The following is a 15,479-nucleotide window of genomic DNA, read 5'->3' as shown; positions in this document are numbered from 1 at the left end:
CTAATCGAGAAAAAATATATGTGGACCTTTACGACGGGAGACACCAGTTCCGCCTCCGCCTCGCAAATCAATCAGGTGTTGGGCGTGGTCGAGGAGGCCGCCGATTACTGGGGGCGCTATATTGATTTCGGTTTCAATGCGATTGATATCCTGGTCAATATTATTTCGCTTGACGAGGGCGCGCTTGCGGAAGCGGGGCCATATTTCTTTCTTCAACGACAGCAAAATGGCGTCGATATTTACCAGGCTGGTCCGGTACTGGAGCTGCAGTCTGACTTTGATCCGAATTTTGGCGACGAAGATATAATTATTAGCGTAAACTTGGACTCTGTTGTCGCCGGTGAGTTTTATTATGGCGGCGTCTCTGATCCGGATGTGCCCTTTTCACAATTTGATTTGTTTACGGTGCTTTTGCACGAGATTGGTCATGGCCTTGGTATTCTTTCGTTCGAAGGGGACCCAAGCGGTGATTTGACTGAATATGACCTGTTTTTCACCGAATCGCATGAAGATTTTTTCTTTACCGGACCAAATGCTGTGGATGTTTACGGTCGCAGCGTGCCTTTTGATGACGATCCAAGCCACGTCAGTAGTCTGATAAATGATATTTTGAATGCGTTTCTTTCAAACGGAGAACGGTTACTTGTTTCCGCTTTGGACGTAGCGATTCTCGAAGATATCGGACTGCCTGTCCTCATGCCAACCAGTGGCAATGATGCATTGTTTGGGTTTGAGAAGGCTATTGGCGGCGTCACTTATATTGGCGGTGATGACTCGGCTGATTTGCTGGGCGGGAATGATCACTATCAGGCGTTGAGTGGCGACGATTCTGTTTCTGGCGGGGCTGGCGACGACACGCTGGACGGCGGTGATGATAATGACTTCATGCTGGGCAATGACGACAATGACTCGATCATTGGCGGGGGCGGGAATGATTCCGCCAATGGCAATGACGGCGATGACGAGTTGTTCGGCAATCAGGGCGACGACTTGCTGGTTGGATCGACTGGCAATGATACGATTGACGGCGGGGCCGGGCTGGACGTGATCTATGGCGGCGACGGCGAGGACATGCTGATGGGCGGGTCGGCCCGCGACGTGCTGGCGGCGGGCGTCAAGAATGATATTCTCGACGGCGGCGGCGGGCGTGACGAACTATATGGCGGCGCCAACAACGACCTGCTGATGGGCGGCGATGGCAACGACACCATGTTCGGGGCGAAAGGGGTCGACACGCTTGAGGGCGGCGATGGAAACGACATTGTCTCCGGCGCGGCGGATAACGACTTCATCGACGGCGGCGAGGGAGACGACCTCATCTTCGGCGGCGTGCAGAACGACCTGCTGACCGGCGGGCTGGGGAACGACACGTTTCTTTACAACGCGGGCAACGATATTGACGTGATCACCGACTTTGTCGCTGGCGCCGGCACGGAAGACGTGATTGAGCTGAACAATTTTGGTACGGACTTTGATGCGTTCGCCGAAGTGATGGCGGCCGCTACCGACGACGGCGCAGACACGACCATCAACTTTGGGTCAGGCAACCTGATTATCCTCTACAACGTCGTTGTCGCAGACCTCCATCAGGACGATTTCGTGTTCGGGTAGGGGCGTCGCATTCGTTTCTAACATTCATTTTATCTGCACTGTTGTGCAGGGTGAAGAAACGCGCGCGAAAGACTACGCTGCACCAAGAAACATATTGGCATTGCTTGACATCATGGGCTAGCGCGCATTTGCCTCTCAGGCGCTATCTTTGCGCGCCAATCATGCCAGGCCGCTTGACTACTCATGAAAAAGCGTACTTTTTTGCGTTTTTTGCAAGCTAACTAGAAAATGATGACCAAGTTTTGTTTGCTATTGCTTCATTGAGAGCGGGAAGCGTAGTGTACCACCGAAAGTATAGTAAAATACGGGTAGAAATAATGTTGATCGAAGGCACTTCAGGCAATGATACGCTTAATGGAACAAGCGGTGACGATACTATAAACGGCTTGGGCGGCGATGACTTGTTGAATCTTGATCCTGGCGGAAGGGATACTGTTGATGGCGGCGAGGGATTCGACACGGTTAGAATCGTCACTGATGGTTCATTTAACTGGCAAGACCCTGACGTTGATCCTCAAACATCTTATTTCGTTTTTGTTCAAGAGGAGGGTTCAGCAACAGTAACAAAGGTGTTGGACAATGTTGAACGCATAGAACGGAGAACAACCGAAGGCGGTTTGACGGAAGTTCTTCTGGCTGGAACAACAGGAGATGATTTTCTTGATCTCTCCGGGGAAAGTGGGACAGTCATTGAGGGCGGTGCAACCGGCGGGGATGGCAATGATACTCTCATCGGCGGTGCGTCAGATGATGAGCTTTCAGGCTTTTCAGGCGCTGACTCCATCGTCGGCGGGGCTGGCGACGATTCGATTATTGAATTGATTGACGCCGACAATGTTATCGATGGTGGGGCAGGCACGGACCTTTTAGCCTACTACGTTACCGGGGATGGGGCGACGTTTTCAGGAACTATAACGGACAGCGCTCTGAATTTTACGTCCGAAAGCACACTCACTTCCATTCAGTCTATTGAACAATTGCTGTTCATTTATAATGGAACTGGCGACGTTTCCCTTGATGCTTCTGGTTCTTCTGCAGATATTGTTTTTACCAGCTCTGCTTCTGGAAACACCACTCTTACCGGCGGCGATGGTTCGGATCGGGTGTTTATCAATTTTGGTTTTGGCCACCTGGATGGCGGCGGTGGCAATGATACGCTCGAAGGCGCCTCTGATGCAGATACACTTATTGGCGACGGCGGAAATGATCAGCTTTTCGGTAATGCTGGCAATGACTTGCTTGAGGGGGCTTTAGACGACGACACCGTAAACGGCGGGGCTGGCGACGACACGCTGGACGGCGGTGATGATAATGACTTCATGCTGGGCAATGACGACAATGACTCGATCATTGGCGGGGGCGGGAATGATTCCGCCAATGGCAATGACGGCGATGACGAGTTGTTCGGCAACCAGGGCGACGACTTGCTGGTTGGATCGACTGGCAATGACACAATCGACGGCGGGGCCGGGCTGGACGTGATCTATGGCGGTGACGGCGAGGACATGTTGATGGGCGGGTCGGCTCGTGACGTGCTGGCGGCGGGCGTGAAGAATGATATCCTCGATGGCGGCGGCGGCCGTGACGAGCTTTATGGCGGCGCCAACAACGATCTGCTGATGGGCGGTGATGGCGACGACACTATGTTTGGCGCCAAGGGTGTCGACACGCTTGAGGGCGGCGATGGAAACGACATTGTCTCCGGCGCGGCGGATAACGACTTCATTGATGGCGGCGAGGGAGACGACCTCATCTTCGGCGGCGTGCAGAACGATCTGCTGACCGGCGGGCTCGGGAACGATACGTTCCTTTATAACGCGGGCAACGATATTGACGTGATCACCGACTTTGTCGCTGGCGCCGGCACGGAAGACGTCATTGAGCTCAATAATTTCGGCACGGACTTTGATACGTTCGCCGAAGTGATGGCGGCCGCCACCGACGACGGCGCAGACACGACCATCGACTTTGGGTCAGGCAATCTGATCATCCTCTACAACGTCGTCGTCGCAGACCTCCATCAGGACGATTTCGTGTTCGGGTAGGCCTCTGTCTCTCAAATCACTAACACCACGAGTTCATCAGCCCCACAGAAGGAGATTTTCGTTGCGGGGAGCAGACGAGTTTTCGTCTATATTATTGAGTCCCTAAAACCGCAGTAAAAACATAAACATAGGAATCTTGTTTACCAATGATTACCGATATGTAATAGTTATTAAGGGTATGAATTGAGGGTGGGACGAGAGCTCCTGCAGAATTTAAATGGCTCGTTTAGGGCTAGCACTTCAGGACCGTATTGTTGCGGCTGAAAAGGCGCTTGCATTGGCGCCTGCTACTGGCAATTGGGGGGAAGCTCTAGAGCTTTTTGCACAATCAGTAGGCGGGTGGGGCTGTCACCTCAACAGCATGGCGCCTGATCTGGGGTTGCTCTCGAGTCTTACTGGCGGCATCCCGTGCGAGTTACCGCGTGAATTCGCGAAGCAGCAAGGCGCATCGCCCACTGTCAACAAGCGCGCGGCCGCTATTTATGACGCGCCACTCGGCGTTCCTCAAGGTGAGGCTGACTTTACCACCCGTTACGAGTGGATGAACGACTATTTTTTCCAGAACTTTCTTTTGCGTGTTGATGCGCCATATTCGCTTTTTGCAAAGCTCAGTCATACGCAGAAAGCGGCAACCACTGTTACCGTGTTGCGATCCAAGAATCAGGACCACGCGTCTGCAATTGATAAAACCATTTTCAATCGCTTGCTGCCTACGCTTTATGCATCGGTAGACCTGCAAAACGAGCTTGACGCCCGTAATCTGAATTTTGCGGCGCAGAGTTTAAGCTTGGCGAATGTTACGGCATTCATTTGTGATCCGTTTTTGAAAATCATCACAGCCTCTGAAGCCGGTGAAAACGCACTGCTCGAACAAAAATTCGTTTCTTCGAAAGGTGGAAAGCTGACTATCGTCAATGACAAGCATCAACGAAATTTGCAACGCGCCGTACTCTTTGCTTCGCTGTTATTTGATGATCGTCGCTCATGTGCGAATATAAAAATTCGTGGAAAAAACGTTGATGCTCAGTGCGCTTTAGCAATTGCGCCGTTGCCGGCAGACTCCTCAATTTTACTGAGAAACGGCGTTATTGTGATGCTGCTGGAGGAAGCGACAGTTCAGCCGGGCTTGCCGGCGAAATCTGTCCATCTTACCGGCGCCGAAAAAGAGATTGGCAAGCTCTTGGTCCGTGGGCACACCACAAGCCAGATTGCAGAAAAGCGCGCCGTGTCAAAGGCGACGGTCCAGACGCAAATCAAAGCCATGAGCGCGAAGCTATCCGCAAGTCATAGGGCGGAACTGCTTATTGCGCTGCAGCGAATGCTTTGAATGCGGTTGCTTCGGCCTACACCATTTAGCGTATTCACCGGCGAAGGCGCTTATGTATATCTTCTGTAATGTTCGCTTAAAGAGCAAATATAGAAGAGGGGAAAGCGGCACGCCGCATTACAATAACCGATGTGCATAAGACGCTAATACAAGCGGTGCATCAATGATGCGCGCTTTCTAGCGGGGGTAATTTCATCAACGGTTCGTGCCTGTGTTCGCTTCGTAACAATCAGGGGCTTAACACCATGCCAAATACTTTTTCGCGTTTTGACCAAAGCTTTGAAGTCGATTCTGAGGGCTATAGCGATGAAACAAACGGATGGTCGGGCACGACAACCGAAGTCGCTTCCGGCACAAACGGGATAGTTTCGGCCGACGGCTCCTCTCATTCTATTTTTGCGCAAACAGATGCTGATGGCGGCTTAACAGGTCCGTTTACGCGGTTTGACGGATACCGGGCTCTCGACAGTAATCAGGGTGTTACGACGACTATAAAAATCTACCTCGACCCGAGCGCGCTCGCGGCTGGAGAAGGGTTTGATTATTCCGTTGCGGCGAACAATCAAAGCGGCGCGCATCTCCAGGATTTTATTTTCCACGTCACCAAGGATACCTCAACGGGCGATCTGCTGATCGGCGCAAGCAACAATACAAATTTTGATCCGCGAGAAGATCTCGAGACCGGCAACTTCGGTGAAGTGATATCTGCTGGATGGTACACTTTCGAACATACATTCTTTGAAGCCGGAGATGGCACGCTTGGCGTGTCCATGACGGTCAAGAATTCAAACGATGTTGTAATATTCAATGAGGTTTTAAACGACCCATCGAATGACTATGCGAACGATTTCGGCGGCAACCGGTATGGGTGGTTCACAAACATTGATGTCGCGGGCGGCATAGCTGTTGATGATTCGCAACTGCTGACTGAAGACACGAACCCTGTGCAGGTTTACGAAGGCTCGACCATCATTGCGTCGTTTGCATCCGTCGAAGATGCGAAAATGGCTATTGATAACGGGGATGTCACCGGAACAACGCTGGAGATATCAACGACTGGTCTCGACGATGCGTTCTTTTATGTCGTGGAGGGCATGTCCATTCAGGCGGCGATTGACGAGGCGTCCGCTGGCGATCTCATTCAGGTGGCTGACGGCTCCTACGCGGAAAGCCTTTCCATCGGTAAAGAGATCACGCTTGAAGGCGTTGATGTGGGCAATGACGGCGTGCCCGATGTCATGCTGTCGCCGACAGGATCGAACGGCATAGAGATTAGCGGCGATATTGACGGCGCCGGTTCGGCAACAGTAGCCATCAGCGGCTTTTCAGTGAGCGGTGCAAGCGGTTCAGGCCTGCGTATCGGCAGTTCGACCAATCTCTCGCTTCTGGATATTTCAGATAGTTCGTTTTCGAATAACGGAACGCACGGGGTCGGTTCCGGTTCTGGAGCGTTCGATCTCGATGCTGTTTCGATTACCAACTCCACCTTTACCGATAATGGTCAGGGCGGCTCCAACGGGTCCGGCGACATCGTCCTGTTTGGCTTTCACGGCGATGCGACATTAACGGATTTGACAATCACATCGACAGCGACGGAAGCAACGGCGGTTGCGTCCCGCGGCGATAATGCGATCCAGATCGCAGGTTTTGATCCGTCTACATATGACGTGGATACGCCCATCGGCGATGTCGTCATGGATAATGTCACCGTAAATGGTTGGTATCACAAGCCGCAAGTTGCAATTCAGGGCTATACTGATCTCAACGGCATTACCTTTACTGACGTCAATCTGAGCGGCGGCACGTCATGGGGCGACCTTCTATTCATTGATCCGGTGGCAAGTCCGGGTACTGACGCAGCAGGGGTCGCGGGTTATCCCGGCAATTACCTTCTGACAGGCGGCGACAACAGTCTCGACCTCTCGGGGGTCACGATCAACTCTGACTCGACTGATGTTCTTGGCGTTGATAGCCGCGTCAGGGGTACTGATGGCAACGACCACATTGTCGGCACGAACGCCAATGATCTTTTGAACGACTCTGCCGAGGGCGGGAACGATTATGGCGGCGACGACCATGTGTTCGGCATGGGCGGCGATGACATTATCGTCGGCGGACTTGGCAGTGATATGCTGAACGGCGGCGACGGCGCCGATACGGCGTTATTCGCCGGCGACGTGCAAGACTTTACTATTGATGCAACGACCACAAGTGCTGGTTTCGTGACGGCGTTTAATGGCTCGACTGATAATAACGCCGGTGACGGCGATGAAGGTCTTGATTCATTTTCAAATATCGAATCGCTGGCGTTCTCGGGCGGGTCGACGGTTTTAAATATCGGTCAGAAGGTCCAGTTATTTGACGGATCGGACAGTATTATCGGCACTTTTGATACGATTAAAGAAGCTGTGGACGCGGCCAGCAGCGGCGATACGATCCGTTTGGCGGCGGGCGTGCATGATTCCGATATCGAGCAGATTGTCATCGACAAGGATCTGACCATTATCGGCGAAGGCATCGGTGCAACAACAGTCGAAGCTGCTTTTGACACCGGCACGTCGGGTGACGCGCGGGGCTGGTTCCTTGTGGAAGAGGGCGTGACGCTTGACGTGTCCGGCGTAACATTTGACGGCGCCGGTCATGATATTTGGCAGGCGTTCCGTCACCTGGGGTCGGGTAGTTTTGACGAGGTCGAATTTACCGACATTGAGTATCAGGAAACAGGTTCGCCCTACCAAGGCAATGCAATTGCCGTTTTCGGCACGGCAAGCAATGTCGATGTTACAAACTCTACATTCTCTGACATCGGGCGAATTGGCGTCTTGTATTTTGGCTCTGGCGTTTCAGGCGACTTTATCAACAATGTCTATACAGGTAAGGGCGATGGGGACTTCCTCGATTATGCGCTCGATATCAGCGCGGGCGCGTCGATAAACGTCATCGGCAATACCGTATCCAACAATAGGGGCGTCGCCGTATCGGATGGTTCCGGCTCTGCGGCTTTCCTGGTCTCTACATTCTTCGGTGGCGGCACAAACGCGTTTTTCGCCAATAATACGCTCACGGATAACTCTGTCGGCTTCTTTGTCGGGTTCAATCAGACAGACGCCAGCGCGGTCTCCTTCGGTCCCGACAATGTCGTGACCGGCGGCACAGGCGTGCGGGCGTTGGGAGACGCGGAGCTGACCGGCCCTGATCTTGTTGACGGAACCATCAATTGGGATGGCGGCGATGGAGCGAATAATCTCATCGGGGGCAGCCAGGCCAATGGCCTTTCTGGCGGCGCCGGAAATGATACAATTGTTGGCGGCGCAGCGGGCGACCAGCTCGATGGCGGCGATGACGATGATCTGATGTTCGGCGCTGGCGGCAATGACAGTCAAAACGGCGGCGGCGGAAATGACGCAATCTTTGGCGGGCTTGGCAATGACGTGCTGAACGGCGACGCCGGCGACGACACGCTGGACGGCGGCGATGGCAATGATTTCATGCTCGGTAATGACGATGATGACCAGATCATCGGCGGGGCAGGGAACGACTCTGCCAATGGCGGCGCCGGGAATGACGAGCTTATTGGCAACGCTGGCGATGATTTGCTTGTCGGTTCAACGGGGAATGACACGATCAATGGCGGCGATGGCCAAGATATCATCTTCGGCGGCGCCGATAGTGACATGCTATCCGGTGGCGGTGATTCAGATTTCCTTTCGGGCGGCGTCAATAATGACGTTCTTGACGCTGGTGACGGCGATGATGAAGCCGCCGGCGGCGCTAACAACGACTTGATCATGGGCGGCGCAGGTAATGACCTGATCTTCGGCGCCAAAGGCGTGGATACTCTTGAGGGCGGTGATGGCGATGACATTATATCAGGCGCCGCGGAGAACGATTTCATCAATGGCGGCGATGGCGATGATTTGATCTTCGGCGGGCGTCAAAATGATCTCGTGACAGGCGGCGCAGGCAACGACACGTTCCTTTACAATCTCGGCGGCGATTTTGACGTGATCACCGACTTCACGGCCGGCGCCGGGACCGAGGACGTGATCCAGCTCAACAATTTCGGGTCGAGCTTCGACACCTTTGCAGAGGTGACCGCCGCGGCGGTGGAGCTTGACGGCGACACCTATATCAACTTCGGCAATGGCGATATCATCATCCTGCAGGGCGTCCTGATTGCGGAACTCCACGAGGATGACTTTATCTTTGGCTGATAGGTATGAGTGCGGATGCGGTGAAATCTCTTTGATTAAAGCGGAATTTACTATTTTCCTCTCTTTGGTCTAGAATTTGCCTAGTAAATGGTGCGCGGCTTTTGGATTAGGAATTAGCCGCAATACCTCTGGTTCTGGTTAATGGCCGCATCGCATTCTCAGCCCCAGGCGGGCAACGTTTCGCCGCACATAGAGGCGGCCCTCAGGGCTGCCAGAAAGCTGCTGCTTCACGCGGGACTGTTAAGCTTCTTCGTCAACATGTTAATGCTGACGGGTCCCCTCTACATGCTGCAAATCTATGACCGCGTATTGGGCAGTCGTTCATACGAAACGCTGGCTGTAATTACCCTCATCACCTTCGCATTGTTTGCCGGCATGGCGGTTCTCGATTTTGCTCGCGGCGCATTACTCTCGCGTTCAGCCGATGCATTTGAGGGCAAGTTGAGCGATGCGGCGTTCGACGTCGCCATGGACGCTGGGCGCGCGGGCAATGCCTCCGCCGAGCAGCCATTGAAGGATTTGCGCCAGATCCGCCAGTTTGTTTCCAGTCCAGCGTTAACGGCTGTGTTCGATGCGCCCTGGACACCGTTTTTTCTTCTTCTTGTCTTTTTAATGCATTGGCTGCTTGGGGTGGTTGCCGTGGCCGGGCTGCTGATTTTATTGGCGCTTGCGTTTGTCAATGAGCGCGCTTCAAGAGCGGCTGGTCTCGAAGCGAATAAATTGACGGCGAGTTCAGAGCGTGTGGCGCTCAGTGCAATTCGCAATGCCTCAGCCGTTGACGCTATGGGCATGCGCGGCCGGTTAAAAAAGAGATGGCGCGGCCTGGCGGAGACGGCGAATGAAAACGCCGTTTTAGCGACGGATCGCATCGGCGGCCTTACCGCCACCACCAAGGCGACGCGGTTGTTTTTGCAATCGGCTATTCTTGGCACAGGTGCATTTCTGGCGATCCAAGGCGCGGTGACGCCCGGCGTGATGATCGCAGCTTCGATTATTGCGGGGCGCGCGCTGGCGCCCGTTGAGATCGTAACAAGTCAGTGGCGGCAGTTCGCGCTGACCGGCGCTGCTTTTGAGCGTCTGAAAAAATTTATCAACATGGCGAAGGAAGCTGCGCCCAGAACAGCATTGCCGGACCCGTCCGGCGCGTTATCTGTGGACAAACTCGTGTGCCGGCCGGGTGCGGCGCCGCGGCCCGTGCTCAAGAATGTCAGTTTTGACCTTGGCGCGGGGGAATCGCTTGGCGTGATCGGACCGAGCGCGGCCGGTAAATCAACGCTGGCGCGCGCCATTGTCGGTGTTGAGCCTGCGCTTGCAGGCGAAGTCCGGCTGGATGACGCGGACATAAACCAATGGGATCGGGAAGCACTTGGCGCGTTTGTTGGTTTCCTGCCGCAGGAAGTAGAACTCTTTTACGGCACGGCTGCATCCAACATTGCGAGACTCTCGGACGATATCGATGATGAAAAGGTCATTGACGCCGCAAAAGCCGCTGGCGCTCATGAAATGATCCTGGGCCTGCCTGATGGATATGACACCGAGATTGGCGAGGGCGGACGGCATTTGTCAGCGGGACAGCGTCAACGGCTGGGGCTGGCGCGTGCGCTTTATGGGAATCCCAAGCTCGTTGTGCTGGACGAACCAAACGCAAATCTCGACGCAGATGGGGACGCCGCTCTGGCGCATGCTGTGAAACAACTGAAAGCGCGCGGCGCTACCACCGTTATTGTCGCACACAGACCGGCGGCGATTGCTTTTGTGGATAAGCTCTTGCTTCTGGTTGATGGCGAGGTCCGCGCGCTTGGTCCGCGCGATGAAATCTTACAGAAAATCGCGCCTCGACAGGTAGCGCCATTTAATGCCGAGGCTCGAAACAAGCAAAAGCAGGCAGGGCGAAATGAATGAAGCCGTAACGGCGCGCCCCGCTAGTGCGAGCTTCTTTATTAAGCTCGGGATTGGCGTTATCGCCGCATTGTTTGGCGGGTCGCTTTTGTGGTCGATTGCGGCCCCTATTGACGGCGCAGTGATTGCCTCCGGTCAAATCGTTGTTGAAACAAACCGTAAGGCTGTTCAGCACCTTGAGGGTGGCGTGATCGATGAAATTCTGGTGCAGGAAGGGGATTTTGTCGAAGCGGGGCGCGTCGTCGCCCGGCTTGAAGACACAGTGCAGTCCGCAAACCTCGCGCTCATTGATAGTCAGCTAACGGAGCTTTACGCCCGTCGCGCAAGGCTAGAGACTGAACGCGACGGCGCTGCAAGCCTTATTGAGCCGCGAGGCGTCGAGGTTGTCCTAAACTCGACAGCGTTTCAGTCGAAACTAGTCGGGCAGCGGCAGTTGCTTGAGGCGCGCCAGTCAACACGGTTGACGCAAATCAATCTTTTGCAAGAACGGGTCGTTCAGCAAAACGAACGCATCAGAGGGCTCGAAGCGCAAATTTCTTCGTTGCGCGATCAAAGATCGCTGATTGAAGAAGAGCTTGCCGGCGTTCGTGAGTTGCACGAGCAAGGCTATGCTCCGAAAACCCGTGTTCGTGAGCTGGAGCGTGCGTCGAGGCGCCTTGAAGGCGAACGAGGCGCGTTACGCGCCGGCGTCGCCGAAGCGACGAGCATTATCGCCGAAGCGAAACTGGAAATTGAGCGGCTACGCGAGACCGGCCGCGAAGAAGCTATTTCAGAGTTACGTGACGTGGAAGTTTCCATATCTGAACTTGAAGAACGAAGAGTGACCGCAGAGGAAGCCTTGCGCAGAACCGAAGTGCGCGCGCCTCAGGCGGGCCGCGTGATTGGATTATCCGTTCATACTGAAGGCGGCGTTATCGCCCCGGGCGACGGGTTGATGGAAATCGTACCGTTCGGCGATAAGCTACAAGTGGCGGCGCGTGTCGCGCCTCAGGATGTCGATAAAGTGCAAGCAGGACAGGAAACGCTTGTTCGTTTTTCCGCATTCGGCGCCCGCGCAACGCCAGAAGCGACAGGGCAGGTTAAGACTGTGTCCGCGGACAGTTTTGTCGATGAACCGACGGGCGCATCGTACTATCTGGTGCTGGTGGATATTCCACAAGGAGAAGATTTGGAAAATCTTTTGAACGGTGCGGCGCTCGTGCCCGGGATGCCCGTGGAAGCGTTCATCAGAACCGGTTCGAGACCAGCCATCAGTTATTTCCTGAAACCGCTTACAGATTCGCTTGCGCGTTCGATGCGAGAGGATTAAGCGGGCAGTCGTGCGCATCCTATTCCTGCATGATAACTTTCCCGCCCAGTTCGGCGTCTTTGGGCAGTATCTGGCCCACCGGGAAGGGTGGGACGTTACCTTCGGAACGCAACGCAAAGGCGTTTCCATGAAGGGATTAAAGACATTCAACTACGCGCCCCACAGAAACATCACGGAAAAAATTCACCCTTACGTCGGCGGGTTTGAAAAATCAGTCCTGAACGGACAAGGGCTTGCGCGCACCGCAATCAAACTGAAAGAAAAAGGCTATACGCCGGACATTGTCATGGCCCATTCGGGATGGGGCCCGGGCCTTTACGTCAAAGACATTTGGCCGGACGCAAAATATGTCGGTTATTTCGAGTGGTACTATCGTTCTGATGCGCCGGATTTGACGTTCCTAAAGGACGAAGACGACAGAACGCTGGACGATGAGCTACGCACGCGAACGCGCAATGCGACGATCCTCATGGATCTTGTGAATTGCGATGCGGGCATCTGCCCAACTGAATTTCAAAATTCACAAATTCCGGACTGCTTTCAGGATAAAGTAACCGTCATGCATGACGGTATTGATACGGATGTTTACAAGCCGTTGCCGGAAGCAAAGTTGCGCCTGCCGGAACTGGACTTAAGCGACGTCCCGGAGATCGTCACCTATGTTGCGCGCGGCATGGAGCCCTATCGCGGCTTTCCCGAGTTTATGGCGGCGCTTGAAATCGTTTTGAAGGAGCGCCCAAACGCTCACGCGGTTATCGTTGGCGAAGATCGAGTGGCTTACGGAAAAAAGCTTCCCGAGGGAGAAAGCTTTAAAAAAATGGCCCTGGCTGAACGGCGGCTTGATCTGGACCGGGTGCATTTTACCGGCTTGTTGCCGCGCAATCAGTACCTAAAGGTGCTGCAGGCGTCTTCCGTTCACGTCTATCTGACCATTCCGTTCGTGCTTTCCTGGTCAATGATGGAGGCGATGAGCACAGGATGCCCGATTGTTGCGTCCGACGTTGCGCCGGTACGCGAGCTTTACGATCAGGACCAGTCAGCACTGCGGTTAGTGAACATGAAAGACATCAATGAAGTTGCAGCCGGCATCATCGAAACGTTGGAGAACAAACAGAACGCTCGCGAAATGGGAGCTCTTGCGCGCGCTGTCATCACGAAGAACTACGCGGCGTCTGACATATACGCACGCAAAGTGGATTTATTAAATAAGCTCGTCGCTTAATAAGGCGATTTAAATGCCGCCCAGGCAGGAGCTGACGCGTCTTTATCTGAAAGAGATGTGTCTTTATCGCTGACGCCCCAGTCGATCCCTAAATCCGGATCATTCCATTTGACTGAGCCATCGCTGGGACCATCGTAAAAAGCATCGACCTTGTATGCGACCTCCGTTTCCGGCTCGAGCGTGATAAAGCCGTGCAGGAAACCTTTCGGCACGAAAATCTGAACGCCGTTCTCGGCGGAGAGTTCTGCTTTGACCCATTGGCCGTACGTAGGCGATGACTTACGTGCATCGACCGCAACATCGATGATTGAGCCGCGCAAAACGCGCACAAGTTTGGATTGGGCGTGGGGCGGCGCCTGATAATGGAGGCCGCGCACGGTTCCCGTCTTCGCCGAGTAGGAATGATTGTCCTGAACAAACGCACAATCGACGCCAGCCTGTGCGAAGGCGCGGGCGTTATAGGTTTCGGAGAAAAATCCCCGATCGTCTGAAAAACGCCGCGGCGTGATCAGTTTGACTTCCGGTATGGCGAGCGATTGAACATCCATGCGGTGAACCTTGTTGAACTGCGGCTATGGGGATGAACCGCAGCCTGCGCTGATTTGCAAGACGCCTTTCGGCCGGTCATGGCTGGTTTCCCCATGGCGAATCGGGAAAAATCGTGGAAAGGCTGTTTTTACCCTATCTTGCGTCTCAGCTTCGAAGCAGGCACAAGATAAGGTAGTTCAGGCGACTAATTCGTCTATCGTAATCATGCCAAGTCAGGACGCACAAATGCTCGACGCCGCCGAAACGAACCCATCCCGCCCAGGGCTTTTAACGCCCTCACACGCTTACAAGCCGTTTCGCTACCCTTGGGCTTACGATTTCTGGAAACGCCAGCAGCAAGTCCACTGGATGCCTGAGGAAGTGCCGCTGGGCGAGGATTGCAAGGACTGGGCGAATAACCTCGACGATGCTGAGCGCAACCTTCTGACCCAGATTTTCCGATTCTTCACGCAGTCCGACATCGAAGTGAATGACAACTACATGGAGCGTTATGCGCGCGTCTTCAAACCAACCGAGGTGAAGATGATGCTGTCGGCGTTTTCCAACATGGAAACGGTGCACGTCGCCGCTTACGCCTTGCTGCTTGAAACGATCGGCATGCCGGAATCGGAGTTCTCCGCGTTTCTTGAATATGAAGCGATGCGCGACAAACACGATTTCATGCAAAAATTTGGCGTCGATTCGAACGAAGATATTGCACGCACGCTCGCCATGTTCGGCGCGTTTACCGAAGGGCTGCAGTTATTTGCGTCTTTCGCCATGCTGATGAATTTCCCGCGCTTTAATAAGATGAAGGGCATGGGCCAGATCGTGACATGGTCCATTCGCGATGAATCCTTGCATTGCGAAGGGGTGATCAAGATGTACCACGCCTTTGCAAAGGAAACAGGCTGCGTCACTCAAGCTGTTGCAGATGACATCGTTGAATGTTGCAGAACGGTCGTCAGCCTTGAAGACAAGTTCATCGACCTCGCCTTTGAAATGGGGCCTGTTCAGGGCATGACGGCGAACGATATCAAGCAATATATCCGTTATATCGCTGACTGGCGCCTCGGCCAGCTCGATTTGCCGAAGCTCTATGGCGTTGAAAAGCATCCGCTTCCATGGCTGACGGAAATCCTGAATGGCGTCGAGCATGCGAATTTCTTTGAGGCGCGCGCGACGGAATATTCCAAGGCGGCGACGAAAGGCGAGTGGCACGGCGATGAGGGCGTCTGGTCGAATTTCGATTCGATGATGGAGAAAAGAAAAACCGCGCCCGTCTCATAGGCCCTTCCGACATGGGTTGCGGGTAGAGCAGGGT

9 protein-coding genes are annotated in these 15,479 nt (G+C 54.1%); 8 read left to right on the top strand and 1 reads right to left on the bottom strand.

From position 1 onward, the window contains the following. Positions 1–18 precede the first annotated feature (18 nt). The 7 genes from PUV54_RS04575 to PUV54_RS04545 all read left to right on the top strand — a co-directional run bounded on the left by PUV54_RS04575 (position 19) and on the right by PUV54_RS04545 (position 13,627). Positions 19–1,611: a calcium-binding protein gene (locus PUV54_RS04575; RefSeq protein WP_274494391.1), complete on the top strand. Its 1,593-nt coding sequence runs from the start codon at positions 19–21 to the stop codon at positions 1,609–1,611. A 317-nt stretch (positions 1,612–1,928) separates the two neighbouring features. Next, positions 1,929–3,656, top strand: coding sequence for a calcium-binding protein (locus PUV54_RS04570; protein WP_274494390.1), 1,728 nt, complete (start codon positions 1,929–1,931; stop codon positions 3,654–3,656). Between the two features lie 217 nt (positions 3,657–3,873). After that, positions 3,874–4,983, top strand: a complete 1,110-nt coding sequence (locus PUV54_RS04565; RefSeq protein WP_274494389.1) for a helix-turn-helix transcriptional regulator — start codon at positions 3,874–3,876, stop codon at positions 4,981–4,983. Positions 4,984–5,228: 245 nt separating this feature from the next. After that, a complete protein-coding gene (locus tag PUV54_RS04560) occupies positions 5,229–9,197 on the top strand; it encodes a hypothetical protein (protein ID WP_274494388.1) in 3,969 nt (1,322 codons plus the stop codon). Between the two features lie 141 nt (positions 9,198–9,338). After that, positions 9,339–11,099, top strand: a complete 1,761-nt coding sequence (locus PUV54_RS04555; RefSeq protein WP_274494387.1) for a type I secretion system permease/ATPase — start codon at positions 9,339–9,341, stop codon at positions 11,097–11,099. Continuing rightward, the gene (locus tag PUV54_RS04550; protein WP_274494386.1) at positions 11,092–12,405 is read left to right on the top strand and encodes an HlyD family type I secretion periplasmic adaptor subunit; all 1,314 of its coding nucleotides are present in this window, start codon (positions 11,092–11,094) and stop codon (positions 12,403–12,405) included. Before PUV54_RS04555 ends, PUV54_RS04550 begins: the two co-directional genes overlap by 8 nt. Positions 12,406–12,415: 10 nt before the next feature. Beyond that, the gene (locus PUV54_RS04545) at positions 12,416–13,627 is read left to right on the top strand and encodes a glycosyltransferase (protein ID WP_274494385.1); all 1,212 of its coding nucleotides are present in this window, start codon (positions 12,416–12,418) and stop codon (positions 13,625–13,627) included. On the opposite strand, the gene rfbC is transcribed toward PUV54_RS04545, so the two are convergent. Continuing rightward, positions 13,624–14,175, bottom strand: coding sequence for a dTDP-4-dehydrorhamnose 3,5-epimerase (gene rfbC / locus PUV54_RS04540; protein WP_274494384.1), 552 nt, complete (start codon positions 14,173–14,175; stop codon positions 13,624–13,626). The genes PUV54_RS04545 and rfbC overlap by 4 nt on opposite strands. Before the next feature lie 226 nt (positions 14,176–14,401). Between rfbC and PUV54_RS04535 the strand changes: the two genes are divergently transcribed. Further along, positions 14,402–15,445 (top strand): ribonucleotide-diphosphate reductase subunit beta, encoded by a 1,044-nt coding sequence (locus tag PUV54_RS04535; protein WP_274494383.1) that lies wholly within the window; start codon positions 14,402–14,404, stop codon positions 15,443–15,445. The last annotated feature ends 34 nt before the right edge of the window (positions 15,446–15,479 follow it).

The organism is Hyphococcus flavus (genome assembly GCF_028748065.1).
In the GTDB taxonomy this organism is placed as follows: domain Bacteria; phylum Pseudomonadota; class Alphaproteobacteria; order Caulobacterales; family Parvularculaceae; genus Hyphococcus; species Hyphococcus flavus.
This window is presented reverse-complemented; position numbering and strand designations above follow the sequence as displayed.

What these genes read in the sequence shown, in the direction of transcription:
- PUV54_RS04575 (WP_274494391.1), top strand. Translation starts at nt 19, where the DNA reads ATGTGGACCTTTACGACGGGAGACACCAGTTCCGCCTCCGCCTCGCAA.
- PUV54_RS04570 (WP_274494390.1), top strand. Translation starts at nt 1,929, where the DNA reads ATGTTGATCGAAGGCACTTCAGGCAATGATACGCTTAATGGAACAAGC.
- PUV54_RS04565 (WP_274494389.1), top strand. Translation starts at nt 3,874, where the DNA reads ATGGCTCGTTTAGGGCTAGCACTTCAGGACCGTATTGTTGCGGCTGAA.
- PUV54_RS04560 (WP_274494388.1), top strand. Translation starts at nt 5,229, where the DNA reads ATGCCAAATACTTTTTCGCGTTTTGACCAAAGCTTTGAAGTCGATTCT.
- PUV54_RS04555 (WP_274494387.1), top strand. Translation starts at nt 9,339, where the DNA reads ATGGCCGCATCGCATTCTCAGCCCCAGGCGGGCAACGTTTCGCCGCAC.
- PUV54_RS04550 (WP_274494386.1), top strand. Translation starts at nt 11,092, where the DNA reads ATGAATGAAGCCGTAACGGCGCGCCCCGCTAGTGCGAGCTTCTTTATT.
- rfbC (WP_274494384.1), bottom strand. Translation starts at nt 14,175, where the DNA reads ATGGATGTTCAATCGCTCGCCATACCGGAAGTCAAACTGATCACGCCG.
- PUV54_RS04535 (WP_274494383.1), top strand. Translation starts at nt 14,402, where the DNA reads ATGCTCGACGCCGCCGAAACGAACCCATCCCGCCCAGGGCTTTTAACG.